Consider the following 23,854-nt stretch of genomic DNA (forward strand, 5'->3'; position numbering starts at 1 on the left):
TGCCTTTTAGTTCCATAGAACCAGACACAGTTGAGAATCGGTTTCAATGGCGCTTTTTCAAACAAAAACCCATCTTCTGCCTGATCCTGTCAGAAGATGGGTCTTTTCACCCGGCATAACTGCCCGTTTTTATTTCAGTTTGGCCGTAAACTGGCCCCACTCTTCGTCGCCCCATTTGAGGGTCAGCACATCGCCATCGGCGACCGGTCCGACACCCGCAGGAGTCCCCGTGTAAATCACATCGCCCTGACCCAAGCCAAAATGCTCCGCGACGTAAGCAATGATCGTCTCCAGATTAAAAATCACATCGCGAATATTTCCCCGCTGCACCTGCTCGCCGTTTTTGAGCAGGGAAAAGTCTGTCTGCTGCATCGCCGCAAGCCCTGGAAACGGGTGAAACGGCGTCAAGATCGCGGAATGAGGGAAGCCTTTGGCAAGCAGCCACGGATGGCCTGCACTCTTCAGCTCGCTCTGCACATCGCGCAAAGTAAAATCAATGCCAAGGGCGATCTTGTCGACCAGCTCGGCAAGCGTGCAGCCCGGTTCATACGGCCGTGCCAGATGCACGACCAGCTCCGCTTCATAATGAAGCTCTCCGCGCGTCCCAGGCAGCTCGATCTCCTGTCCGTTCGTCACAGCCAGAGCGTGTGTCGGCTTGGCAAAAATCATCGGTTTTTTCGGTACGTCGTTCCCCAGTTCGGCCGCATGCAGCCGGTAATTGCGGCCCACACAGTAAATATTGCGGATCTGTTCCATTTTGTCCTCTCCTTATGAAAGCTTGTCGCTCCCATTTACTATATCATGGGAAAGAGGACGAAAAACAGCCGGTCAATACTCGTCAAAGCAGTTGTCATAGCCCGGCCAGAGCCTGGCGTTGCCGCGCGCCTCCACTTCAAACACTGTATCGCAAATCGCTTCCAGCGCGCTCTCCAAATCCGTCTCCTCCTCCGAGCTCCACATGAACCCGTAACGAAGGCGCACGACCTGCTCTTTTTTTTCGCAGAGGACAAACGCGAGCTGCGGGTGCTGCTCAATGACCGCTCGGCGCGCCTGAACGGTCGCGTCCAGCGAAAACAAGCCATCCCATTCCGAGATGACATAGGTGGAAGTTACCTCGATCCAAAGTGCGGAGGAATCGTTTCTCCTGCGAAAGACAACCGAGTCCTCCCGATAAAATCCATACCCCGAAGGAAGGGCGCCCTGGAGTCTGAATGCCATCCCGACAGGCAAATCTTCCGGCTTTAGCGCTGCGACAAGCCGACCAGGCAAAAGATAGTAGCCATCCTCCTGGCAAGAGCCCAAAGGCTCGCCCATGACGACCACGCGCTGATTATGCGGGTCACCTGTCACCTGTACGTACATCACGGCACCTCCTTTTCACACAGTATGGTCAGGAATGCCTGCCTCAAAACCAAATAATGTTTCGGTACATCCATTATTTTACATTTATAGCAGACAAAAAAAACAGGAGGTACATCCCAATTTGATGTCCCCCTGCTTTTGCGTTGTTGTCATGATGCGCGGACGATGGCGATGACTACATCGTTTTCGTTGTACGCTTTCGCTTTTATTTTGACAGGAAAGTCGTACGGGTTCTGGAACTGAAAATCGAGGACGCCGTAAGCTACCGTTGCGTCCTGGCCTGCCGGCACGTAGCCCACCGACTTGCTGTGATTGTGCCGCTCCACGATCGTCATCCCGGCTTCCGCTGTCGCATTGTACAGCGTGCTGGATACTTGGCAAATCCCGCCGCCGAAGTCGTCGACAAGCTGCCCGTTCAAGATCGTCCCTGCCTTTTCCCAGCCGTCTTCCTCTATGTTGGAATTGCCTACTTCTTCATTAAAAGAAAAAACAGCTTGCGGCTTGATTTTTTCCTGGTTGATCTTTTTCAGCGCCTTCTTGATATTGTGCTTGCGCGCGTCAGAGCTGCCTTCCATCGTCGTATGGTAAAAGCCGAGGACTTCTTTGTCTTTGATGTCCATTTTGTCCAAAAAAGCTTCGCGCTGCTCTGCAGGGGAAAGCTCTGCTGTGCCCAGGGCAGATGCAGGTGTGGGAAGGACTGCCGTACACGCTGAAAACAGGAAGGCTGTTGTCATCACACTGATGCCTATGAACCGGAATTTGTTCATGCTCCTCTACTCCCTCGCTTTCATTCGTGCTGTCTCTTTTTTCGGCTCGCGCAAAAAAGCTTGCGAATGCTGCAAGCCTGCAACGTGTCGATCACAATGCTCGCCACTCTACTGTATCCCACGCTTGACGCGGCGAGCAACCCGCAAATCTTGGACAGTTTTCAAGGAACAGGTGAGCAGCCGGACGGTGGACATCCGCCTGCGCTTTTTCTGGCGCAAAAAGGCAGACCGTCCTTGCTGCTGCGGTCTGTCTCTAAGTCGCCATTCTGCATCGTTCTCGCCGATCACGCCGAGCGCCCCGCCCGGTTTTTCTCGTTTTCTTCTGGACAAAATGGCGCTATGCTTCACGCCAGGTCAGGAACAGCCTGCGGTGTTTCAGGCATGAAGCTTTTATTTTTGAAAATGAAATTCATTATCATCATTCTGATTGTAGCGAAAAAAAGAAAGTTCTTCAACCTTCCTTGGTCGAAAAACTTTCTTTGATCGCTCGTCCTGCCTTGCAACCAAAGGCAACCGCTCATCTACTCGACTCGCTCGCGAGCTTGACGGCTTCAGCCATCACAAAATCTCCACATACCCCTCTGTTCCGTGCACGCGAATGCGTTGCCCGTCTTTTATGAGACGGGTGGCGTTTTCCACGCCGACAACGGCCGGCAAGCCGTATTCACGCGCGATTACTGCCCCGTGGGTCATCAGTCCGCCCACTTCGGTGACCAGACCTTTGACCGATACAAACAAAGGTGTCCAGCCCGGGTCAGTAAAGGAGGTGACCAGTATATCCCCTTCTTCCAGGTTCGCCTCTTCCATGTGTAAAATGACACGCGCCCGCCCCTCGATCACTCCGGCAGAAACAGCAAGACCTGCAAGCGCATTGGCGGGCAAGCTTTCCCGCTTGTACTTGCCCGCAATGATTTCACCATCAGACGTGATGACACGCGGCGGTGTCAGCTTTTCGAAAAATTGGTAGTCTTCTTTTCGTTGGCTGATGACCTGCTGGTCCAGCTTGTTCGTGCGCACCACTTCGTGAAACTCTTCCAAAGTGAGATAGTACACGTCTTCTTTTTCGCGAAGAACACCCGCTTGTACGAGTTGTTCGGCTTCTTTCAGCAAAGCTTGCTTATAGACGAAGTAGCGATTCAAGATGCTGTATTTGGGATATTCGCGATAACCGATGAAGTTTCGGATGCGGTCGATCATTTGTTTCGTTTCTTTTGCTTTTTGTTCCCCGTCCGGCAATTGCTTTACTCGCTCGATGATCTCTTGTTCTTTTTTAAGCGCTTCCTGTCGCCCTTGCTCAAATTTCCGCTTGCCAGCGTTCGGCTCAAAGTTTTTGATGTTGCCCAAAATCATGGGGACGAGCGTGAGCGGGTTTTCACTCCAACGCGTTCTCGTCAGATCAATTTCTCCGGCACAGCGCATTCCGTATTTTTCGAGATACGCCTGGATCGCGTCATGCGCTTCCTGTCCGCCATCCAGTTTGAGCAGTTCCTCCCAAAAGTGATCTGCTTGTGCGTGCTGCAAATAGTCAATGACCTTTGGATAAGGGCGAATCGCATCAGCAACATCAAGGAGCGCCAGCCCCATTTCCGACGTAATGTTGTTTGGCACCGATTGGGAAAGCGTGTCTGCTACGTTTTTTTCACCCAGCCACTCGTTCATTTTTTCGTTGATCCATGCCGAAGCATTCAGCGCAGCCATAATCACGCCCAAGTTTTTCGGGACAAATAACACCTGCTTTAACTGCTGGATGTCTTCGAGAATAAAGGAAAACAAATCAGGCCCGGATTTCGTTTGGATGGTTTGCTTTACCTGTTCGAGCGCGTTTTGATTGCGCGCAATCAACTCAGCGACGATGGCCGGATCGTCTTCGATCGGTGTTTCCAAACTGGCGGGCAGCCTATCTGGATTGCTGTTGCCGGGGGACTGTTCTTTGTCATCTGTTGGTGACAATCGGATAAAATCTCGCTCGATGATCGTCAGCAGCGCGTCTTTTATGAGCGGGTCGGATTGTCCCAATGTATTTATCAGCATTTGCCTGCTGTCAGGTGTAGCGAGCATCTTTGTCACATCGACAAACAGCCTGCCACCGGCTTTGTGCATGGGGGCATTCGTCGTCAACAGAAAAACAGACATGCCCAAAGGCTTCATCGGGTCGGTCATCATTTGCTGGTGGCCCACCGATACGTAGACGTGATTGTCTTGATCGTTCGCTTCCGGGATGGGGTACAAAGTCGTAATCGGACGGCTCTGGACAATGTAAAACGTATCGTCAGCCAAACACCATTCGATATCTTGCGGGCAGCCCAAATAAGCTTCGATCTGTCTGCCGATGCGTGCCAGTTGCAAAATTTGCGGGTCGGTAAGAGTTTGCGCCTTTTGCCGCTCAGGCTCGATCTGCTCCGTCTGCGTCCCGCCTTCTTTTCGTCCGTAAATCGCCAACGTTTTGGTTGCGATCCTTTTGTCGACGATGTCCCCGTCCTTTACTCGATAACAATCGGCGGATACGAGGCCAGAGACGAGTGCTTCGCCAAGTCCAAAACTGGCGTCGATAGACAGCAGCTTCCGGTTGGCTGTAATCGGGTCGGCGGTAAACAAAATCCCGGAAGCGTGAGGGAAAACCATCCTTTGTACGATGACGGATAAAGAAACATGGCGGTGGTCAAATCCGTTTTGCATCCGGTAAATGACCGCGCGATCCGTAAACAGCGACGCCCAGCATTGGCTCATATGCTGCAAAATGGCTTCTATGCCGATGATGTTCAAATAGGTGTCCTGTTGACCAGCAAAAGAAGCGTGCGGCAAATCTTCCGCAGTCGCACTCGAGCGCACGGCATAAGCGTGTTCCGCTCCAAAGCGGGAGAGATAGTGCGTCACGGCTTCGACCACATCGGCGGGAATTTCGGCTTCCCTGATAATTTGCCGAAGCTGCCTGCTGATTTCACCAATTGGCTCCCGGTCTTCTGCGCTCAGCCTCGCCAGTCGATCCAGCAAAGCATGATACGTCTCGTTTTGTTCGATGGCTTTTTGATAGCCCGCTGTGGTCATACAAAATCCTTCCGGGACTTGTATGCCGGGGATTTTCGATAGCTCCCCCAGATTGATCCCTTTGCCGCCAACGAGCAACCGCGCTGTTTTTTCCATTTCCTGAAAACCGAGGACCAAAGCACTCATTCCGATCTCCCCTAACCATTCCATTGTGAAAAAGCATTTGACAGGTGTTTGTGCGGGTGATACAATTAAAGTGTAAAATGAGATACCACTAACCATAAAATTGAGTACACTCGTGTGCTCTGATTATATCATCGTGTCTTTTTAGGCGCAATCAAAAAGAACCTGGGCAGTTTTGCCAGGTTCTTTTCATTCATGCCGCTCCAAGCTGAAAAGCATATAAAAAAACCTGGAACGCGTCCAGGCAATCTGTTAGAGAATGCGAATGTTGGAACAATCACGACTGTTCAAATCTCAATCGCCTTTGCTATTGTATCATAAAAACTAGACATGTCAAAGAAATTTCTAGGACTGGCCCGCCCCCCCCATCGTGCCAGAAACCTCGGACCTCACTGCTTCTGTTTCGCCCCGTTGTGCGCTCGATCACGTCGGCCAACGCCTCGATCTGGCCGAGGACGGATATCGGGTCAAAGTAGAAAAAGGTTTTGTAATCGAGGACGATGACGCGATTCTCCCGGACAGCCGGAAGCTGCCTCCACACTCCGCTATCGACAACCGCCTTCAGCTCTTCCTCGGTCGTTTGGTCCCATGAGCAGAGAAACACGATGTCTGCGTCGGCGTATTCTTGGAGCAGCTCAAGCGAAATCGCCTGGTACTGTGCGCCGCTGTCGATCACTTCACGCTGCACCCGCTCATTGGCCTTGAAGCCGATCGCATGGTAGATCGCTTCCCCGCCCCGCCCGAAGTTGTCGCCGAGCACGGCAAGCTCTTTTCCGTTCGGATGAACAAGTGTCGCGGTCGCATTCATGAGAATTATTATCGAATCAAGCGTATCAAGAGGGCAGAAAGTTTGTCCATGCAGACAAATGACGAAAATTCAGCCGAAATGTGACTGGACCATTTTCCTCCAGCCAGTCCAATTGCTTCTCCATCGCCAAAGGATCGTACCCGTAAAAAACATTCGGGTCCGGCTCGTACACGCGGCCGTTTTTTACTGCCGGCAGACCGCGCCACACGCTCGACTCCAATACCTCGCACTCGGCGGGGGGCCAATGCGAATGATAGAGGAACAAAAAAATGTGATCGGCGGAGTAATCGGGCAGATCGTCCAGCGGGACGTGTATGTTCAGCAGCCCTTTTTCGATCATGTTCCGCTGCACGGCAGTCGGCGGCTGCAAGCCCAGCACATCGTATATCAGACACCCGCCCATGCTCGTCATGTTGCTGTAAACGTAGCATTTGCCCGAGACGATTTTCTCGATCAAAAACGTCTCGCCTCGGGCACGCTGGACGACCAGCTTGTTTTTTACCGCCAAAGCTCTTTCGTCAAACAGCAGGAGCCAGCGTTCTGCCTGTTCGCGACGCCCCACGGCTGCCGCGAGCACGAGCAGTTCCTCCCGCCAATCGCTGCATTCCTCGGGAATCGTGAACACCGGGGCGATCTCCCACAAGCTCTCGGTGTACTCTTCCCGATACACCATGATGAGGTCGGGCGGATTCGCCGCGAGCCACTGGACGGTTTTGTCGCTGTACCACTCCCCTTGCCTGAAACCTGAGCAGTCGAGCCGCTCCCGGTAATGAGCAGTCAGCCACGGCTCCATCCACAAGCCGACGACGCCAAACACCGGGACGATCCCCAGGCCAGCAGGCATACTGTGGCGTGCGGCATCAGGACGGCGATTCGTTTCGGCTGCTTTCTGTACACCGTCAGCGGAACGCCCACAATCTGCTTAAACTTTCGGCTGAAATAATAATCGTTGGCAAACCCGGTTTCCTGCGCAATCAGATGCAAATCTTTGTCCGACAACTGGAGCAGCTCCTGGCCTTTGCGGATTCGGACCCGGCCCAGGTATTCGACGAAGCTCACGCCCGTCTCCCAGGCGGCGGGGCGGCCGGAGTCGCAGCCGCTCGCTTGCGTGTAGCTGGAAGCGGGACAAGCCTGCCGCTGCCAGCAGTGTCAGCCTAATCCAGATCATGAATAGCAAAAAGGCTTTTGTTCTGCCGGAAAAAGCAGCCCAAAAGCCTGTCGTTTACTGGTATGGTGCGGTCGAGAGGACTTGAACCTCCACGGTGTTGCCACCACTAGAACCTGAATCTAGCGCGTCTGCCAATTCCGCCACGACCGCAAATGAAAACGTGGTGCCGGCGATAGGAATCGAACCCACAACCCCCTGATTACAAGTCAGGTGCTCTACCAATTGAGCTACACCGGCATAGATAATATTCGCCATTCGTGTATCGAAGAATGGCGGAGCTGACGGGACTCGAACCCGCGACCTCCGGTGTGACAGACCGGCGTGAACTCCAACTTCACCACAGCTCCATGTGGTTTATTTCCAACTTTTGCTCACTCTCGTGGGCACTTCTGTAATATAGCATGTCTTCTACCAACTTTGCAATAGTTTTTGAAATCTTTTTTTCTACATCATTTTTTCATAGATTTACCATTGAAAATCCGCTAGAATTTTATCTAGATATGCAGAAAATAGTAGATTGGTGGAGACGATGATATGAAACTTACTTCGAAGCTACTCACCTCCCTCGCCCTCTTCACTCTGCTGCCTACTGCTGCTCACGCCGCCTCTGGAGTGTATGTAGTATCAGCAGGGGACACGTTGAGCAAAATTGCCCGTGAGCACCAGACTACGGTCAGCCAGCTCATGCAAGTGAACCAACTGAAAAGCGATCAACTGTCGATTGGCCAGACTTTGTCCTTGCCTGAAGGCAGCCTGTCGACAGGCGGTGCAGCCGACGTCCCTCTCGATGTCGTAGCCGCCTCGATTGACTCCGCCAACAACGAGCCGGAAGAACTGACGGCTGGCGAAAAAGCGCGCGTGACGGTAGACGTGCTGAATGTGCGCAAAAAAGCGTCGACGGATGCGAGAATTTTAGGCAAGCTGAAGTTCGGTGACGTGGTTGAAGTCGTCGAGACTGGCAGCGAGTGGACCAAAATCGAGTTCGAAGATGATGAAGCCTACGTCTTCTCCGCTTACTTGAGTCCAAAGCTCGCCCCTGACGTTGCGTTCGCAGGCGATGTCGATTCCGCAAGCCTGCACCGTCTCGAATCGATCTTTGAACCACTGCTCAAAACTCCGTATGTGCTCGGAGGAACCACACCGGACGGATTTGATTGCAGCGGCTTTACTTCATACGTATTTAGCCGCCTCGGGGTTACACTTCCGCGTACATCCGAGGATCAATTCCGCGGGGGCGTATCCATTCCGCTCGAGCAAGCGCAGCCGGGCGACCTGCTGTTTTACGATTCGCTCGGAAAAGGACGCGTGTCCCACGTAGCGATCTACTTGGGCAATGGCACCATCGTCCATGCAAACGGCGAAGACGTTCGCTACGGCAAGGTGGAGTACATGCACAAGCTGTATCCGTTCTACGGCGTCAAGCGCTACGCCGAATTCCAGTAGCAATCCCCCGAAAAAACGGCCCACACCTGTCACCAGGTTGTGGGCTGTTTTCCTGTGAGTTCGGATCAATGAATTTCCGTGTTGTGTCCGGCCTGGGGAGGTGTCTGGTTGGCCCCAATTTCGATTTTGCCCAAGGCCTGCTTCATCTTGTCGAGCTGAAGCTGGTAATCGCGCACAACTACGGTGAGAACGCTGACCGACTCTTTGAAATCAGGTTCGCTGCTGACTCTGTCTATGGCTCTATGTAGATGCAGCATTTTGTTCTCTGTTTCCCGTAGTAGGTCGAGTAACTGCAATCCGTTTACCACGTAATCACCTCATTTGTTTTTTCTTACTTTCTCCCGGTCGGTTCGTTGCTATGCGCAAAAAAACGCCCGACATGACGATCGGACGTTTTTTCCTGTGGGCTGTGGGCTTTACGCACGCGCAGCGGCCAGCTCCACAAACGTATCAATATCTTTGGCAATCAGCGCAAGCGAGTTGCGCCAGAAGTCAACCGAGCGCACGTCGACGTCCATGATCGCGGCCACATCGGCAATGCTCATTTTGCCTGTGACAGACAAAAGCTCGTCATACTGCTGGACAAACGCTTCGCCGCGCTTCACGTACTCGGCGTACAAGCCTTTTGCGAACAGCAAGCCAAAGGCGTACGGGAAGTTGTAGAAGTTGAAATCGGCACTGTAGTAATGCGGCTTGCACACCCACATGTACGGGTGCAGCACAGCATGGTCAAGCCCCTCTCCGTAGGCGTCCTTTTGCGCTTGCAGCATCAGTTCCTTCAGCTCGTTGACAGACAGGGAGCCTTCTGCGCGGCGGGCAAAGACGGCCGTTTCAAACAGGTAGCGGCTGTAAATATCGACAATGACCTGGCTTGCGCCGGAGATGTCGTTTTCCAGAATGGAAAAGGCTTCCTCTGGGGTCGCCTGGGCCAAAGCGGCCTTGGCAATGATCGTCTCACACAAAATCGACGCGGTTTCCGCGATCGGCATCGGGTAATCGCTGTTGTAGAACGCTTCCTGCACGAGACATTCGCCATGGTAGCCGTGTCCCAGCTCGTGTGCCAACGTGCTGACGTCGTTGTAGCTGCCTGTGTAGTTCGCCATGATCCGGCTCTCCCCGACCATGTGCAGGTTGTAGCAAAACGCTCCGCCGCGCTTGCCTTCGCGAGTCTCGGCGTCAATCCACTGGTTGTCAAAAGCGCGGGCGGCATAATTCGCCAGCTTTTCGCTAAAGCTACCAAAGTGCTTGACAATAAAGTCGCGCGCTTCCTGATACGTAAAGCGCATGTCGGCTTCGCCCACCGGAGCAAACAGGTCGTAGAACGGCAAGCCGTTTTCGTGTCCGAGCAGCTTTGCTTTTGCCCGGAAGTACTTCGTAAAGGCCGGCAAGCTTTCCTTCATCGCGGCAAGCATCGCGTCCAACGTCGCCTTGTCCATGCGCGAGTCGAGCAATGTTTTTTCCAGCGGCGACTCATAGCCGCGAAGCTTGGCTACGGTGATGACTTCTCCCTTGATCCCGTTCAAGCTCGCCGCTGACGATTCCTCGATCTTTTTGTAAGCGGCAAGCTCTGCCTCGTAAGCCGCCTTGCGCAGCTCGGCGTCTTTTTCATGCGCCATGTTGCGCACGACAGGCAGCGGAAGCTGTTTGGCCTCTCCGTCGATGGTGATGTCTACCAAGAGCGTCGAGGTCAGCATTTCCTGCAGCTTCGTCCAGGCGTTGGAGCCTGTGTTTTTCATTTTCGCCAAAATGATTTCTTCTTTTTCGCTGAGCATGTACTTGCTCTTCTCGGACAATTCGGTCAGCATGAAGCGATGCGTTTCCAGCAGCTCGGACTGGCAAATCAGCTCGCTCAAATTGTCCAGTTGGCCGAGCCATTTTTGGAACAGCACGCCCGGCTCTACCAGCTCGACGGACTGCTCCTGCACTTTTTCGATGAATTGCAGCGCTTTTTCGTTTTTCGCGTCCACGCTTGCCGTCAGCTCGCCAAACGCGTACAGGCGGTATTGGGTCTGCAAAATCGAAGTCATCCGGGTAATGTACGCCTCCATTTTCTGGACGGCGTCATCGGTCGTTTGCAGGCTTGAGGCTGCCCAGCTTTTTACCTCGTCCATCTCCCGGCATAGTTTTTCCCAGTCTTGCTTGCACTTTGGCGAGTCGAACGACGTGTACAAAACGTCCAAGTTCCAGCGCATATTCATGGGTCCGGCCTCCCTCTCATCTTGCCTATGTATTCTATGTAACAGACTCTATTGTAAAAAAATTTGGATAGATTAAGCAAGTTTTTATAAAAACAATGCTCTCACAAAATGGTAAGACGCGACTTGCAGGGGAAAAGTTACAGTCTTTGCGCCGTGACTGCAAGTTTTGCCAAGCCAAGAGCCGAGGCAGACAGGCTTGCTCCCGTGCTTCTTTAAGTGCCTGCACGCGAAAAAAGACTTTGCCGCGCGCTTGGGCAAAGTCCGTCTTTTCCGTCACGCCCGGACAGGCTGCGTCAAAAACGTCAGGGCAGACAAGGCAAACAGTTGCGTCGATTCGACCAACTGGTCAATGTCCACGTACTCGTCGGCATGATGGGGAATGTGGCGATCACCCGCCCCCGTCGTCAAGATCGGAATGCCGGCCTTGTGCAAAAAGGTGCCGTCTGTCGCGCCGGGCACGCCGTTGTAGACAGGCTCTCTTTTCGTAATTTCCCGATACGCGCTGGCTACCGAAGTCACGACTTCCTCCTCCATTCCGGTCAACGTCCACGGCCGCTCCTCGATCACTTCCAGCGTCGCCCTGAACTTGTCGTCCTCGCGGGCCAGCGCTTCGAGGATCGCCTGCATTTCGCCGTGCAACTGCTCGTGGTCCTGACCCGGGACGGTTCGAATATCGAGCGTCGTCATGCACTGGTCCGGCACGACGTTGATCTGGGCATCGCCCTTGACAGGCGCCTGCACAATCGTAGGCGTGATGCTCGGCCAGCCAAGCATCGGGTGTTCGCCAAGCCGCGCCATTTCCCTCCGCTCCAGCTCCTCGAGGGCGACGATCGCCCGGGCCATCCGCGTGTTCGGATTGATTCCGGTCAGCGGCATCGCTCCGTGCGCCATTTTGCCGTACGTGCGCAAGATCGCCCGCATCGCTCCTTTTTGCGTGACGCAAAGCTGGTTTTCCTCCGGCTCGCAGATGATCGCGGCGTCAACCCCTTGCGCCCAGCCTTTGCGGATAAAGTCTTTGATCCCGATCATCATGCCTTCCTCGTCGCACGGGATGCACAGCAAAATTTTTCCGGCGAACGCCTCCTTGGAGCGCTGGATGGCCTTGACCGCGCAAATGGCGGCAGCGAGGTTTCCTTTTGTGTCGCAAGAGCCACGTCCGTAGATGCGGCCGCCGGAAATGGCTGCTCCGAACGGATCGTAGCTCCAGGCATCCCGGTCGCCTTCGGTCACGACATCGGTATGCGCTTCGAACAGCAGCGTTTTCCCCGGTCTCCCGGAGTCGTAAAAAGCGATGACGTTGGGCCTGCCGGGCACGACTTCCTCATAAAAAACTTGCAGCCCCATCTTGCGCAAATAGTCGGCCACAAACAAGGCGACCCGCTCCTCGTTCGCCCCGGCCTGCTCCGGGCGAAACACACTCGGAATCCGCACCAGCTCCTGCGTCAAACGCACAACCTCTTGCTCGTCAACAAAGGATATTACTTGACTCATCTGCCCGTCCTCCCATCCGTTCCTATGTGTGGAAAAGAAAGCTGCCGAAGCGTCAACTGTCGTAACTGCTCCACGCCGGAAGGCCGCCCGCTTCCTTTGCCGCCTTGACAGCCTGAATCACGGCCTCGGCAAGCACATCCGCCGACAGCGCCCCGACGAGATCGACCGCCGCCCCTACTTCATCGGTGGCGACGGCAAAAATCGTGTCGCCATCGTACATCGTATGAATCGGGCGAATGGTGCGGGCAAGCCCGTCGTGCGCCATTTGCGCAACCTTTTGCGCCTGGGCCTTGGTCAGCTTCGCATTGCTGGCGACGACGGCAATCGTCGTGTTCGTGCCCGGAGGAATCGGCGAAAAAGCATGCTGGAGCATCATGTCCATGCTGTCTCGAATCTCCCCCCGCTCATCGCGCGGCCCGGCGAGAATGACCCCTGTCTTCGGCTCCACGACATGACCGACCGCATTGACCGCGACCAGTGCGCCGATGACCAGTCCGCTCGGCAAAGTCAGCGACGCGCTGCCGAGGCCGCTTTTCATCGCATGGGCAAACCCGTTCAGCTTGCCGACGGAAGCGCCCGTACCCGCGCCGACATTCCCTTGGGCGACAGTCTCCGAGCTTGCTGCCAGCGCCGCCTGATAGCCCATCTGCCGATCCGGCCGCACCCGGTAATCGCCGACTGCCAAATCGAACAGGACGGCGGCCGGGACAATCGGGACGACGCCGTAGCCTACGTCCAGCCCGATGCCCTTTTCCTCCAAATACTGCATCACGCCTGAGGCCGCGTCCAGGCCGTAGGCACTGCCACCGGACAGGCAGATGGCGTGGACGACGCTGACCAGATTGAGCGGGTCCAGCAAATCCGTCTCGCGGGTGCCCGGGGCAGAGCCCCGGACATCCACGCCGCACACAGACGGCTTTTCCAGCAACACGACACTGCAACCCGTCAGCGCTGCTTCATTTTGCGCATGCCCGACGCGAATGCCGGGCACATCGACAATGGTTCCTGTCATGGCTTACAAGTCTCCTGAAATTTTCGATTTTTGTCTCCCGGAGCTTCCCAGCTTTTTCCACGCCGCGACTACCGCCAACGTCACGATGACCGAGACGACCGCTTCCGGCAAGCCGTTTGTCACGGCAACCGTCGCCGCGACGCCAAACGGCATGTACCCGCGAATGACCGCCATCCCGAGAACGAGAATCGTGTTGGTCAGCGCCCCGATAAAGCCGGCTGCGCCAATCGCCAGGTACTGGTTGACGTTTCGCAGGCCGACGTAGGTCAAGTACGCCGTCACCCCGATAAACAGGCGCGGCAGGATCGCGACCAGCGGATCTTTGAACAGCGGCACAGTGGCGTTCAGGAAGGAAGATACTCCAAAAATGAGACCAATAATCATACCGACGCCCCAGCCCTCCATGATGCCGCCGATGATGGCCGGGATGTGCATGATGGTGGCGTTGCCAGCCGCCGTCGGAACGGGGATGTAGCCGAGCCGCGTGACCCCGAGCAAAATCGCGATCGCTCCGAGCACCCCTGCAATGACGATCTTGCGTACGGTCAATCCTTTTTCCATGCCTACTCCTCCTTTTTGCCAAGCGATATATGGAATCCCCAGAAGGGAGAACTCCCGCCTACTACCACGGTATTCCCAACATGATTGCGGAAATGACCACGCTTGCCAGCAGTGCGGCATAATCGCCGCCTTTCGCCTTGTACTGGGTATAGCGCGTCCGGGCCGCACCTGGCGTATAGCATCTCGCTTCCATCGCCAAAATCAGGTCTTCGGCTCTGGACAGCGCCACGTTGAACAACGGGATGATGATCGGAAACATGTCTTTCGTCCGCTGCACGATCCGCCACCACTCGCCTGTGCCGAAGTCGGCGCCGCGGGACGCCTGTGCCTTCATCATTTTTTCCATCTCCATCGCAAACGTCGGGACGAAGCGAATGGCGATGGTGATGATGAGCGCAAACGCATGGACCGGAAACTTGACTTTTTCCAACGGACCGAGCAGCCGCTCCATCCCGTGCGTCAGTTCCGTCGTCGAGGTGGAGAGCGTCAGCACGCTGGAGAGAAAAATCACCTCGACAAAGCGCATGGCGGAGACGATGACGAGCCGGATGCTCTCGCTCGATATGGTGATGAAGCCGTACTGGAAGTAGATCGTGCCGCCGTTTGCGATCTCGCCGTAAAACAAAAGCTGCATGATCGCCAAAATAACGATGAACGGAACGGCCGGCTTGATCCCGGAGATGCCGTAGTGCAGCGGGATTTTCGATACGTGGAACAGCCACAGGCAGATCGCCAGCGCAAACAGGTTGCCCACATATGTATTGCAGATGGCGATCGCGACGATCATGATGGCAAAAGCGCCGAGCTTGAACCGCGGGTCCAGCCGATGCACGACAGAAGCAGTCGGCAAATACTGTCCGATGGTAATATTGCGCGTCAATTCAAATTCCGCTGACATGTGCTCCCCTCCCTAGCGCTGGATCAGCTTCAAGATTTCATACGCAGTCTCTTCCGGCAAGTAGGCTTTCGGATCAATCGGGTAGCCGCGTTCGCGCAAGCGGTACAATATATCGACCGATTCCGGCGTGCCGATATGGTGTTCGCGCAACAGCTCCTGATTGCCGAAAATGTGCCGCGGAGTCCCTTCGCAAACGGCTTGCCCGTTAGCCATGACGTACACGCGGTCAGCGAGCTGCGCGACTTCCTCCATGTTGTGCGAGACGAAGATGACGGTAAGCCCTTCTTCGCGATTCAGCCGTTTGATCCGCTCCAGCAGCTCCAGCCGGGAGCGCGGGTCCAGTCCGGCTGTCGGCTCGTCGAGCACCAGCACCTTCGGCTGCAGCGACAGGACGCCAGCGAGCGCGACCTTGCGCTTTTGCCCGCCGCTCAGGGCGTAGGTGGGACGATCCTTCATCTCCTGAAAGTCCAGGCCGACGAGGTCCATCGCCCATTTTACCCGGTTTTTCACCTCTTCCAGCGGCAGTCCCATCTTGAACGGGCCGTAGGCGACATCGTCTCCGACCAGCTTTTCGAACAACTGGTCCTCGGGGTTTTGGAACACCAGCCCTACTTGCCTGCGCAGCGCCCGGATGTCTATTTTCGGCTGGGATACGTCTATGCCGTTCACGATGACCGTCCCTGACTGCGGGCGGATCAGCCCGTTGAAATGCTGGATCAAGGTCGACTTGCCCGAACCCGTATGCCCGATAATCGCCAGGCATTCGCCCGCGTTCGCCTGCAGGCTGACTTCCTGCAACGCCGCGTGCGCGAGCGGCGTTCCTTGCATGTACACATGCGACAGCTTTTGCACATCGACAATCGGTTGCGTCATGAGCCGCTCGCCTCCGCCTGTCTGACGTACAAACGGTCGACCTCTGCCACCACTTCTGCATTGTGGATCAGGTCCGGGGAAAAAGCGGGCAGCTCGGCATGGACGAGCGCGGCTATTCGGCTTGCGTCCGGCACGTCGAGGTGAAGCTCGCGCAGCCTGTCCTGATGCGCGAACACTTCCCGCGGCGTACCTTCCAGCACGATTTTGCCGCCCTCCATCACGATGACCCGATCCGCCTCCGTCACCTCTGACATGTGGTGCGTGACGGTCACGATCGTCATTCCTTCGCGGTGCAGCTTGCGGACGACGGCGAGAATGTCCTGCCTGCCGTAGCTGTCCAGCATGCTCGTCGCTTCATCGAGAACGAGGCATTGCGGTTTCATGGCGAGAATGCCGGCAATCGCGATCCGCTGCTTTTGCCCGCCCGACAGATGGTGCGGCGGCCGATGGCGAAAGGCGCTCATTCCGACTGCCTCCAGCGCAAAATCGACCCGTTCCCGCATTTCCTCCGCACTCGTCCCGATGTTTTCCAGCCCAAAGGCCACGTCGTCCTCGACGATGGTGGCGACAATCTGGTTATCCGGATGCTGAAAGACCATTCCCACGCGGCTTCGCACTTCGTGAATCCGCTCTTTTTCCTTCGTATTGATGCCGTTGACAAAGACGTTGCCTTCCTTTGGCGTCAAAATGCCGTTGAGGTGTTTGGACAACGTCGATTTCCCGGACCCATTGTGCCCGATAATGGCGACATACTCGCCGGGATACACTTCAAGGGAGACGTTTTGCAGCACCGGAATCTGCTGATCCTGGCTCACCTGATAGGCAAACGAAACGTTTTCGACACGGATGATCGGTTGTGTAGACATGTGTTCCCTCCCTTTCCACGGGTGTGCGTCTTATAGCCATATGCAAGCAACTCCCGTGCCAAGTCATTATGTTTTTAATTTTCTGTAAATTTCAGACTTCAAAGATGAATCTTCTGTTGCAATCCGCATCATTTTCGTTGCTGTTGCAACATCAGTCTACTTCGCCATATTTCTTCATTTTTCTCCACAGAGTCGTGCGATCCATCCCCAACAACTTCGCTGCCTCGCCCTTGTTTCCTTTTGTCATTTCCAAAACCTTCCTGATTACCTCTGCTTCGTCTTGCTCCTGCTGCCGGAAGGCGTTGCGCTGGGCGAGCTTTTTCGCCAAAAACAACGTGTCCTCCAGTCCGAGACGGTCGCTTTTGCACAGCAGCACCATGCGTTCGACCACATTGCGCAGTTCGCGGACATTGCCCGGCCAGTCGTATTGCGCAAGAAACCGGTACACAGACTCGTCCACTCCCTGTAGTCGCCTGTCGCCGCGCTGCGCGATTTCCTCCATGATCGCCTCCATCAACAGCGGGATGTCTTCCGTGCGCTCGCGCAACGGCGGCAGCTCCAGCGTCAGCACGTTCAGGCGGTAGTACAGGTCCGAGCGAAACAGCTTTTCCGCCATCAGTTGTTCCAGATTGCGGTTGGTCGCCGCGATAATCCGCACATCGACCGGGACGATCCGCTCGCCGCTGATCCGGCGCACCTTTTTCTCCTGGAGGACGCGCAGCAGCAACGCCTGGATCGTGATCGACATTTCCCCGATCTCGTCGAGAAACAGTGTTCCGCCGTGCGCCAGCTCGAACAGGCCGGGCTTCCCGCCTTTGCGCGCGCCTGTAAACGCCCCTTCCTCGTATCCGAACAGCTCGCTTTCCAGCAGGTTTCCGGGGAGCGCGGCGCAATTGACCGCGATAAACGGGCCTGTCGCCCGCTGGCTGCTCAAATGAATGCCCTGCGCAAACAGCTCCTTGCCCGTCCCGGTCTCGCCCTGGATCAGCACGGTGGCATCCGTTCTGGCGAAAGTTTCTGCCCATTCCTTCGCCTCGCGCATCGCTTTGGACTGGCCGACGATATCCTCCAGCCGAAACTTGGCTTCCAGCCCGCTTTCCATGCTTTGCTTGCGGATGCGCAGCTCCATCTTTTGGATGTCCGTAATTTCCTTGAACGTCGAGACGGCCCCGACGACCTCTCCTTCCACCACGATCGGCAGTCGGTTGATGATGATTTGCCGATTCAGGACGGTGGCGATGTCGCCGATTTCTTTTTTTCCGGTTGCCAAAATGCGCAGCATGTCCGAATTGGGGATGTAGCGGGTAATTTTCTCCCCGACGACGTTTGGCGGCAAGCCGAGTATTTCCGTCGCGTTCTGGTTGACCCAAATGATCGTATAGTCGTGGTCGACCGCGATAATGCCGTCATGCGAGGCGTCGAGGATCGCCTGAATGTGAATGTCGCCGATCATTTTCCTGCCTCCCCTTCCTCCGCCCGGTCCAGCATGACAGCCACTTCGGCTGGCGGCTTTCTCGCCCGGCGTCTCGTCTTGCGCTTCTTTTTGCGCAGCGCAAACAAAGCCGCAAGCATGAGTCCGAGCGTCGCGAGCTGAATCGGCTGGGACAGCTTCGCCTGGACCCAGCCGCTCATGCCGAGCAGATGGAACAGGACGGCCATGTAAAGAAGAATCGATGCGAGATTTTGCGCGTTCACTCTTGTCACTCCTGTCTGGCCTTATCGGATGGGAGAAGAAAAACTCCCGTGAAGCCAGGATGAGTAGCTCCACAGGAGTGTCGGTTCGTGCTGTCTGATTCGTTTAGATCGGGAGAAGCTCTACGCTTTCCTTGCTCTCAAGCTCTGCCACCATGTCCAGCCACGCTTGCGGCTTTTGCGGCAGCACGGCGTAATAGCGTTTGAGGAAAGTGACGATCAACTCTGCCTCCAGGCTCGTCTGCTCTTCATTCGTCGGCATGAAGCCAAGGTCCAGCCCCGATACGGCCTCGCCATCGTTTTGCCAGGATGGGTGCACATAGGCGATATTCGTGCGCTTGTAGCCCAGGTGGGAGAGAACTTCGCGGCGCACGAACGGGTCCATCGGCTTGATGCCGCCAAAGCTGTGCTCCTCCACGCGGTACGGATCGTAAATTTCGGCAAACATGCCGTACAGCTCCTTGCCGTTTTCCTTTGCAAGCGCGAGCAGGTCTTTTTGCCGCTCTCTCGCCAGAAAACGGCCTACGCCAAGCCCTTCCCGCCCGATAATCGTAAAGTCGGTCATCGCGACGTTCAGGTCGGGATAGTAACGGTATTCGGTGGCTCCGACTACTTCTCCTTCATGTACCGCGACAAACACGCGAATGCCCGGGTCTTCGAGCGGCTCTTTCCACAGGTCGTAGTCCAAAACCTCTTCTGGCGGGAAAACTTCCTGCATCAAACGGTGCATTTTCGCAAACAGCGGGTTGTCAATATGTTGAATGCGTACAAATTCCATCGGGATCCATCCTCCTGAGCGTGAGAAAATCGGTGTATCGTCTGTCGCCTAGCGTGCCAGAAACGGGTTTTTCCACTCCATCAGCACGGCGTAGTTGCGGGACTCTTCGTCCTCCAAATAGTTCGGCACAATTTGCACGGGCACACGGCCACAGCGCATGAGAAACGTGATCACCGGGTCTTTGACCTCTCCGGCGACCACGCGCTCGACGTATTGCTCTGGCGTCCACTCGCCAGCGTAGCGGCCGTAACCAGGCATTCTGCCGCCGCCCAAGAGCCGCTTCAAGCCTTTTTGCACGACCAGCTCGTACATCGCCTGCATCATGAGCTGTCCGAGTCCGAGCTTGCGGTGACTCGGCCGGATGCAAATGTCGACGATGTACAGCGTGTCCCCGTCCGGATCGTGGTTGCGGATGTAGCCGTTGTCGGTCACATCCGCCCACTGGTGCTCCGGGTGCGCTGGATCGAACGGCACGAGCAGCCCGGTCATCGAGCCGGCCAGCACGCCGTCCACCTCCACGCAAATCGCGCCCTCGGGAAACAGCGTAATGTGGTTGGTGAGCTGCTCCTGGTTCCACCACAGCTCGGATGGAAACGGCGGCGGGAAGCTTTCCGCCTGAATCTGGATCAGCTCGAAAAAGTCGGAGCGGTTGTAGTTGCGGATGACGGCCTTGCGCGGCTTGTCCCCTTCAAACACATACAGCTCTTTGCGGTACATATCCATCCTCCGTCCGTTCGCGGTATGCTAGCTCCAATCGGGATACAGGTCTGTGCGACGGTCGCGCCAGGTGGTGACCGAGCCTTTTTCCCGCACCTCGTACAAAAGCGACAGGTCGAGATCGGCGGTCACGAGCATGTCCTGGTTGATTTCGCCCTCGGCGAGCACTCCGCGAGGCGGGAACGGCACATCGTTCGGCGTCAAAATCGCGGCCTGCCCGAAGTTGGCACGCATAAAGTCGACGGTCGGCAGCGAGCCTACCGTCCCTGTCAGAACGACGTACACCTGGTTTTCGATCGTGCGCGCATGGCTCGTGTAGCGCACGCGGTGGAAAGCGTGGCGGTCGTCGGTGCAGGACGGACAGAAAATGACGTCCGCTCCGCGCGCCTTGGCGATGCGCACCCACTCGGGGAACTCGATGTCGTAGCAAATAATCAGCGCGACCTTGCCTTTGTCGGTCTCGAAAATTTGCAGCGAGTCGCCCGCGCCCATGTTCCAGCCTTTGACTTCCCATGGCGTGATGTGGATTTTCTTTTGCTGGCCCACCCGTCCGTCCGGATAGAACAAAAAGGCGGTGTTGTACAGCTTGCCGTTTTCCTCGATAATGTGCGTGCCGCCGATGAGGTGCATGTCGTACTTGGCCGCGAGGGAAGAAAACAACTGCACATACCGCTCGGTGAACGACGGCAGTGCCGTGATCGGCAAAGCATTTCCGTGTTCGTCGCCGATGGACATGAGTTGGGTAGTAAACAATTCAGGAAACAGCAAAAACTCGGCGTCGTACTCCTGGGCGTTTCGGACGTAGTGCTCAACCTGATTTGCAAAATCTTCAAAGCTATGTATCGTATGCAGATGGTACTGCACTGCTGAGACACGCATTTTCATGGCATTCTTCCTTCCTTTTTTCCATATGCCTAAAATATATCAAAAATGATCGAGAAAGTCTCTCTTGCAATATGCCGCACAGCAAACTTGGCCAAAGGCAACAGAAGAGTCACCTGCCCCTTCGGACAGGCGACTCTTTTTCGGTCAACAAACGCGGAAATGCTCTCGCCAAAAAAAACGGGGGTGCAGCAATGTACTTCGTGACCGGGCGACTGACCGCCTTCATGCAGCGAAACACCGTCCCGCTGGGAGTTGCGCGCGAGTACCGGCAGAAGCTTTTTACATGCCGCTGTTCGTGCCGCTCATGCGCAAGGCCGTCTTGTACAGCAGCTCCGTCCCGAGCGCGATGTCTTCATAGGTGGAAAATTCCTGCGGATTATGGCTGATCCCGTCCTTGCAGCGGACAAAAATCATGCCGTAGTCGCACACGTACGAAAGAGCCAGCGCATCGTGGAACGGGCCGCTCATCAGTTCGCGGGCGGAAATGCCCAGCGCACGGCTCTCCTCGTGCATGATCGCCTTGATCCAGTCCGCGCAATAGCGCGGGTCGCTGTTCGTGTCCTCCGTAATCGTGTACTGCAAGCCGCCCTCTGCCGCCGCACGAGCAATCGCCTCGCGCAGCGCTTTTTCCCGCTCGTCCCGCCGCACGAGATCAATGTCGCGCAAATCGACGGAAAAGCGCACCCGCTCAGGGATGATGTTGCGGGAATCCGGGAACACCTCCAGGTGGCCTACCGTGCCTACCGTCGGCGCCTCCGGGTCTAGCCGGGCCAGCTCGTTTACCGCGAGAATGACTTTGGCCGCTCCGACCAGCGCGTCTTTGCGCATCGGCATCGGCACCGATCCGGCATGTCCGGCAAAGCCCGTCAACTCGACCGTCCACCACAGCGGGCCCGAGATCGCCGACACGATGCCGATCGGCTCGTTGGCATCGTCGAGAACTGGCCCTTGCTCGATGTGCAGCTCCAGATACGCGCCGATGCTGCCTGCGGGATAGACCGATTCGGCCAGGCGCTCGGGGTCGCAGCCGAACGCTGCGAGCGCCTCCCTGCGCGTCACGCCGCTTTTGTCGGTGCGCTCCAGGTCTTGCGGGTCGAGCTGCCCGAGGATTCCTTTTGAGCCGAACAAGCCTTTTTGAAAACGGCAGCCTTCCTCGTCGCAAAACGCCACTACCTCAATCGGCTGCTTGGGGACGATGCCTTGCTCGCGCAGCGTCTGGGCGACCTCCAGACCGCCCAATACGCCGATTACGCCGTCATACCTGCCGCCGTACGGCTGGGAATCAATATGCGAGCCGATCATCAGGACGGGCGCATCCGGGTTTTGGCCAGCCAGTCGCCCGATCAGGTTGCCGAAGTGGTCCAGCCGGGCAGACAGCCCCGCTTCCTCCATCCAGGAGCGCACCAGCTCCACGCCAGCGCGATCCTCCGGGGACAGGGCCAGCCGACATACGCCCGTCTCGCCGATTTTCCCGATCTGGGCCAAAGCTTCGATCCGCTTTCGCAGCCGCTCTTCGTTGATCGTAAGCACTCTCGCTTTTACGTTCATGCCTTCAAAACCTCCTCATCCTGACTTTGGTAAACGATCTTGCCGTCAATCATCGTCTGTTCGACCTTCAGTTCTTTGATGCGCTCGTGCGGGTGGGACAAAATGTTGCCGTTCAGCACCACGAGATCGGCCAGCTTGCCCGGCTCAATGCTGCCCTTGATCCCCTCCTCGAAGCTGGCGTACGCGCCGTTCCAGGTGAACATGCGGATCGCTTCCATGACGGTGACGCGCTGGTTGGTCCCGACTGGCTGGCCTGTTTTGCTCCGGCGGTTGACCGCGGCGTGAATGCCGATCAGCGGGTTGAAATCGGTCACCGGGCAGTCCGATGCCCCTGCCGCGATGATGCCAAGATCAGCCTGCCCGCGCGCGGGAAACATGTGCCCGACCCGTTCCCCGATGTTTTTGACGTACGAATCGCCGTGATCGTAAATGAACGCCGGGTTCGGGATCGGCACAACGCCCAGTCGGGCCATTCGCGCAAGCAAGTCCGGCGACGAGACGCCCGCATGCTCGATCCGGTGGCGGTGGTTCTTACGCGGATGCGCGGCCAGCGCGGTTTCAAAGCAGGTCAAGAGCATGTCGATTGCGCGATCCCCCTGGGCATGCGCGGTAATCTGAAAGCCTTTGGCATGTGCCTCTCCCAAAATCGTATTCAACTCGTCCTGTTCGTAGTAGAGAATTCCGCAATCGCCGGGACGGCTGTCAAACGGCTCGCGCATCGCCATCGTCGGCGCAATGCTCGCTCCATCGGTAAACACCTTCGCCGGGCCGATGCGAAAGCGCTCGTCGCCCGTTCCCGTGACCATTCCCGCGTCGATCATCCGCCGCACGAAGTCCTCCGACTGATTCAGGGCGCAAATGATCGCGTAAATGCGCACCTTGACGTCGCCTGCCTGCACCGCCTTTTGCATCGCCCGATAGTTATCCGGCCCGTACCCGCCTGCGTCGTGAACGCTGGTGATGCCAGCCGCCACAAAGTCTTCGGAGGCGAGGCGCAGCCCCTCTTTGTACTCCGCTTCGGAAAAAGCGGCCAGCTCAAACATTTTCATGTGGGCCGTCTCGACCAAAAAGCCTGTCAATTCGCCCTGCCCATCGCGGTCGATCCGGCCGCCCTGCGGGTCCGGCGTCTGTTTGTCGTAGCCGGCGCGCTCCAATGCCCGGCTGTTTGCGACACTGTGGTGGGCGCACGTCCGCATGACGAAGATCGGATGCTTGCCCGACACCGCATCCAGTTCGGCACGGGTCGGATAGCGCTGCTCGATCATCAAGTTTTCGTCGAACCCGCACGCTCTCACCCATTCGCCCTCCGGCGTTGTTTCCGCCCGCTCCCTGAGCGCCGCGAGCAGTTCCTCGATCGAGCGGATGCCGCGCGCCTTGCAGTCCACGCCGAGCTTGTTCGTGCCGTAGATCGTGATGTGCAAGTGCGCGTCGATAAAGCCGGGCAAAAGGCTTTTGCCTTGCAGGTCGATGATGTTTGTCTCTGGCTCGATCAGCTTTTTGATCTGTTCGGTTGTGCCGACAGCGACAATCCGGTTGCCTTTGATCGCGACCGCTTCTGCGATCCGGTCCTGCGCATCCACGGTCACCACATGTCCATTGAGAAAAACGGTATCTGCCAT

General features: G+C 56.3%; 24 protein-coding genes and 3 tRNA genes. 2 read left to right on the top strand and 25 right to left on the bottom strand.

Annotated features, from left to right (window positions below):
• Window positions 1-129: 129 nt before the first annotated feature.
• From BA6348_RS16130 to BA6348_RS16140, 3 genes are all read right to left on the bottom strand, one after another.
• Window positions 130-756 carry a fumarylacetoacetate hydrolase family protein gene (locus BA6348_RS16130; RefSeq protein ID WP_122953436.1) on the bottom strand — a complete coding sequence of 209 codons (627 nt, stop codon included), beginning with the start codon at window positions 754-756 and terminating at the stop codon, window positions 130-132.
• Between the two features lie 72 nt (window positions 757-828).
• Window positions 829-1,362: a hypothetical protein gene (locus tag BA6348_RS16135; RefSeq protein ID WP_122953437.1), complete on the bottom strand. Its 534-nt coding sequence runs from the start codon at window positions 1,360-1,362 to the stop codon at window positions 829-831.
• 149 nt (window positions 1,363-1,511) lie between these two features.
• Window positions 1,512-2,129: a VanW family protein gene (locus BA6348_RS16140; protein WP_122953438.1), complete on the bottom strand. Its 618-nt coding sequence runs from the start codon at window positions 2,127-2,129 to the stop codon at window positions 1,512-1,514.
• Between the two features lie 84 nt (window positions 2,130-2,213).
• Between BA6348_RS16140 and BA6348_RS16145 the strand changes: the two genes are divergently transcribed.
• Window positions 2,214-2,612: a hypothetical protein gene (locus tag BA6348_RS16145; protein ID WP_141333628.1), complete on the top strand. Its 399-nt coding sequence runs from the start codon at window positions 2,214-2,216 to the stop codon at window positions 2,610-2,612.
• A 75-nt stretch (window positions 2,613-2,687) separates the two neighbouring features.
• Here BA6348_RS16145 and ppsA read toward each other — a convergent pair whose 3' ends face one another.
• The 7 genes from ppsA to BA6348_RS16180 all read right to left on the bottom strand — a co-directional run bounded on the left by ppsA (window position 2,688) and on the right by BA6348_RS16180 (window position 7,620).
• A complete protein-coding gene (gene ppsA, locus BA6348_RS16150; RefSeq protein WP_122953439.1) occupies window positions 2,688-5,300 on the bottom strand; it encodes a phosphoenolpyruvate synthase in 2,613 nt (870 codons plus the stop codon).
• A 304-nt stretch (window positions 5,301-5,604) separates the two neighbouring features.
• Entirely contained in the window at window positions 5,605-6,105 is a 501-nt protein-coding gene (locus BA6348_RS16155; protein ID WP_242507363.1) for an ABC transporter substrate-binding protein, read from the bottom strand.
• A 25-nt stretch (window positions 6,106-6,130) separates the two neighbouring features.
• Complete coding sequence (locus BA6348_RS16160; RefSeq protein ID WP_122953440.1) at window positions 6,131-6,922, bottom strand: ABC transporter substrate-binding protein; 792 nt, start codon at window positions 6,920-6,922, stop codon at window positions 6,131-6,133.
• Complete coding sequence (locus BA6348_RS16165; protein ID WP_005833488.1) at window positions 6,883-7,164, bottom strand: helix-turn-helix domain-containing protein; 282 nt, start codon at window positions 7,162-7,164, stop codon at window positions 6,883-6,885. Before BA6348_RS16165 ends, BA6348_RS16160 begins: the two co-directional genes overlap by 40 nt.
• Before the next feature lie 172 nt (window positions 7,165-7,336).
• Window positions 7,337-7,423 (bottom strand) — tRNA-Leu (locus BA6348_RS16170).
• 11 nt (window positions 7,424-7,434) lie between these two features.
• A tRNA-Thr gene (locus tag BA6348_RS16175) sits at window positions 7,435-7,510 on the bottom strand.
• A gap of 33 nt (window positions 7,511-7,543) precedes the next feature.
• Window positions 7,544-7,620: transfer RNA gene (locus tag BA6348_RS16180), tRNA-Asp, on the bottom strand.
• A 187-nt stretch (window positions 7,621-7,807) separates the two neighbouring features.
• Between BA6348_RS16180 and BA6348_RS16185 the strand changes: the two genes are divergently transcribed.
• A complete protein-coding gene (locus tag BA6348_RS16185; RefSeq protein ID WP_025847594.1) occupies window positions 7,808-8,716 on the top strand; it encodes a C40 family peptidase in 909 nt (302 codons plus the stop codon).
• Window positions 8,717-8,781: 65 nt separating this feature from the next.
• On the opposite strand, the gene BA6348_RS16190 is transcribed toward BA6348_RS16185, so the two are convergent.
• The 15 genes from BA6348_RS16190 to BA6348_RS16260 form a co-directional block, all read right to left on the bottom strand.
• Window positions 8,782-9,024 (bottom strand): hypothetical protein, encoded by a 243-nt coding sequence (locus BA6348_RS16190; RefSeq protein WP_005833491.1) that lies wholly within the window; start codon window positions 9,022-9,024, stop codon window positions 8,782-8,784.
• Between the two features lie 108 nt (window positions 9,025-9,132).
• Window positions 9,133-10,914 (bottom strand): M3 family oligoendopeptidase, encoded by a 1,782-nt coding sequence (locus BA6348_RS16195; RefSeq protein ID WP_005833492.1) that lies wholly within the window; start codon window positions 10,912-10,914, stop codon window positions 9,133-9,135.
• A gap of 273 nt (window positions 10,915-11,187) precedes the next feature.
• Complete coding sequence (locus BA6348_RS16200) at window positions 11,188-12,405, bottom strand: M20 family metallopeptidase (RefSeq protein ID WP_005833494.1); 1,218 nt, start codon at window positions 12,403-12,405, stop codon at window positions 11,188-11,190.
• 52 nt (window positions 12,406-12,457) lie between these two features.
• Window positions 12,458-13,417, bottom strand: coding sequence for a P1 family peptidase (locus tag BA6348_RS16205; protein WP_005833495.1), 960 nt, complete (start codon window positions 13,415-13,417; stop codon window positions 12,458-12,460).
• A 3-nt stretch (window positions 13,418-13,420) separates the two neighbouring features.
• Window positions 13,421-13,978 (bottom strand): ECF transporter S component, encoded by a 558-nt coding sequence (locus BA6348_RS16210; RefSeq protein WP_005833497.1) that lies wholly within the window; start codon window positions 13,976-13,978, stop codon window positions 13,421-13,423.
• 61 nt (window positions 13,979-14,039) lie between these two features.
• Window positions 14,040-14,876 carry an energy-coupling factor transporter transmembrane component T family protein gene (locus BA6348_RS16215; protein WP_007779607.1) on the bottom strand — a complete coding sequence of 279 codons (837 nt, stop codon included), beginning with the start codon at window positions 14,874-14,876 and terminating at the stop codon, window positions 14,040-14,042.
• A gap of 12 nt (window positions 14,877-14,888) precedes the next feature.
• On the bottom strand, window positions 14,889-15,749 hold the full coding sequence (locus BA6348_RS16220) for an energy-coupling factor transporter ATPase (RefSeq protein ID WP_007779611.1): 861 nt from the start codon (window positions 15,747-15,749) through the stop codon (window positions 14,889-14,891).
• Window positions 15,746-16,615: an energy-coupling factor transporter ATPase gene (locus BA6348_RS16225; RefSeq protein WP_025847587.1), complete on the bottom strand. Its 870-nt coding sequence runs from the start codon at window positions 16,613-16,615 to the stop codon at window positions 15,746-15,748. Before BA6348_RS16225 ends, BA6348_RS16220 begins: the two co-directional genes overlap by 4 nt.
• 151 nt (window positions 16,616-16,766) lie before the next feature.
• Window positions 16,767-18,068, bottom strand: coding sequence for a sigma-54 interaction domain-containing protein (locus tag BA6348_RS16230; RefSeq protein WP_005833500.1), 1,302 nt, complete (start codon window positions 18,066-18,068; stop codon window positions 16,767-16,769).
• Window positions 18,065-18,310, bottom strand: a complete 246-nt coding sequence (locus tag BA6348_RS16235) for a hypothetical protein (RefSeq protein WP_005833501.1) — start codon at window positions 18,308-18,310, stop codon at window positions 18,065-18,067. Before BA6348_RS16235 ends, BA6348_RS16230 begins: the two co-directional genes overlap by 4 nt.
• 103 nt (window positions 18,311-18,413) lie before the next feature.
• Window positions 18,414-19,085 carry a GNAT family N-acetyltransferase gene (locus tag BA6348_RS16240; protein ID WP_005833503.1) on the bottom strand — a complete coding sequence of 224 codons (672 nt, stop codon included), beginning with the start codon at window positions 19,083-19,085 and terminating at the stop codon, window positions 18,414-18,416.
• Between the two features lie 48 nt (window positions 19,086-19,133).
• Window positions 19,134-19,802, bottom strand: a complete 669-nt coding sequence (locus BA6348_RS16245; protein WP_005833505.1) for a GNAT family N-acetyltransferase — start codon at window positions 19,800-19,802, stop codon at window positions 19,134-19,136.
• Between the two features lie 27 nt (window positions 19,803-19,829).
• Window positions 19,830-20,687 carry a carbon-nitrogen hydrolase family protein gene (locus BA6348_RS16250; RefSeq protein ID WP_005833506.1) on the bottom strand — a complete coding sequence of 286 codons (858 nt, stop codon included), beginning with the start codon at window positions 20,685-20,687 and terminating at the stop codon, window positions 19,830-19,832.
• Between the two features lie 279 nt (window positions 20,688-20,966).
• The gene (locus tag BA6348_RS16255; protein ID WP_122953441.1) at window positions 20,967-22,235 is read right to left on the bottom strand and encodes a M20 family metallo-hydrolase; all 1,269 of its coding nucleotides are present in this window, start codon (window positions 22,233-22,235) and stop codon (window positions 20,967-20,969) included.
• Window positions 22,232-23,854 (bottom strand): amidohydrolase, encoded by a 1,623-nt coding sequence (locus BA6348_RS16260; RefSeq protein ID WP_025847584.1) that lies wholly within the window; start codon window positions 23,852-23,854, stop codon window positions 22,232-22,234. Before BA6348_RS16260 ends, BA6348_RS16255 begins: the two co-directional genes overlap by 4 nt.

The sequence above is a fragment of the Brevibacillus agri genome (assembly GCF_004117055.1).
GTDB classification, from domain to species: Bacteria; Bacillota; Bacilli; order Brevibacillales; family Brevibacillaceae; genus Brevibacillus; species Brevibacillus agri.

Excerpts from the sequence above, each read along its gene's own strand:
- BA6348_RS16130 (WP_122953436.1), bottom strand. The coding sequence starts at position 756 with ATGGAACAGATCCGCAATATTTACTGTGTGGGCCGCAATTACCGGCTG.
- BA6348_RS16135 (WP_122953437.1), bottom strand. The coding sequence starts at position 1,362 with ATGTACGTACAGGTGACAGGTGACCCGCATAATCAGCGCGTGGTCGTC.
- BA6348_RS16140 (WP_122953438.1), bottom strand. The coding sequence starts at position 2,129 with ATGAACAAATTCCGGTTCATAGGCATCAGTGTGATGACAACAGCCTTC.
- ppsA (WP_122953439.1), bottom strand. The coding sequence starts at position 5,300 with ATGAGTGCTTTGGTCCTCGGTTTTCAGGAAATGGAAAAAACAGCGCGG.
- BA6348_RS16155 (WP_242507363.1), bottom strand. The coding sequence starts at position 6,105 with ATGAATGCGACCGCGACACTTGTTCATCCGAACGGAAAAGAGCTTGCC.
- BA6348_RS16185 (WP_025847594.1), top strand. The coding sequence starts at position 7,808 with ATGAAACTTACTTCGAAGCTACTCACCTCCCTCGCCCTCTTCACTCTG.
- BA6348_RS16195 (WP_005833492.1), bottom strand. The coding sequence starts at position 10,914 with ATGAATATGCGCTGGAACTTGGACGTTTTGTACACGTCGTTCGACTCG.
- BA6348_RS16200 (WP_005833494.1), bottom strand. The coding sequence starts at position 12,405 with ATGAGTCAAGTAATATCCTTTGTTGACGAGCAAGAGGTTGTGCGTTTG.
- BA6348_RS16205 (WP_005833495.1), bottom strand. The coding sequence starts at position 13,417 with ATGACAGGAACCATTGTCGATGTGCCCGGCATTCGCGTCGGGCATGCG.
- BA6348_RS16210 (WP_005833497.1), bottom strand. The coding sequence starts at position 13,978 with ATGGAAAAAGGATTGACCGTACGCAAGATCGTCATTGCAGGGGTGCTC.
- BA6348_RS16215 (WP_007779607.1), bottom strand. The coding sequence starts at position 14,876 with ATGTCAGCGGAATTTGAATTGACGCGCAATATTACCATCGGACAGTAT.
- BA6348_RS16220 (WP_007779611.1), bottom strand. The coding sequence starts at position 15,749 with ATGACGCAACCGATTGTCGATGTGCAAAAGCTGTCGCATGTGTACATG.
- BA6348_RS16225 (WP_025847587.1), bottom strand. The coding sequence starts at position 16,615 with ATGTCTACACAACCGATCATCCGTGTCGAAAACGTTTCGTTTGCCTAT.
- BA6348_RS16230 (WP_005833500.1), bottom strand. The coding sequence starts at position 18,068 with ATGATCGGCGACATTCACATTCAGGCGATCCTCGACGCCTCGCATGAC.
- BA6348_RS16240 (WP_005833503.1), bottom strand. The coding sequence starts at position 19,085 with ATGGAATTTGTACGCATTCAACATATTGACAACCCGCTGTTTGCGAAA.
- BA6348_RS16245 (WP_005833505.1), bottom strand. The coding sequence starts at position 19,802 with ATGTACCGCAAAGAGCTGTATGTGTTTGAAGGGGACAAGCCGCGCAAG.
- BA6348_RS16250 (WP_005833506.1), bottom strand. The coding sequence starts at position 20,687 with ATGAAAATGCGTGTCTCAGCAGTGCAGTACCATCTGCATACGATACAT.
- BA6348_RS16255 (WP_122953441.1), bottom strand. The coding sequence starts at position 22,235 with ATGAACGTAAAAGCGAGAGTGCTTACGATCAACGAAGAGCGGCTGCGA.
- BA6348_RS16260 (WP_025847584.1), bottom strand. The coding sequence starts at position 23,854 with ATGGCAGATACCGTTTTTCTCAATGGACATGTGGTGACCGTGGATGCG.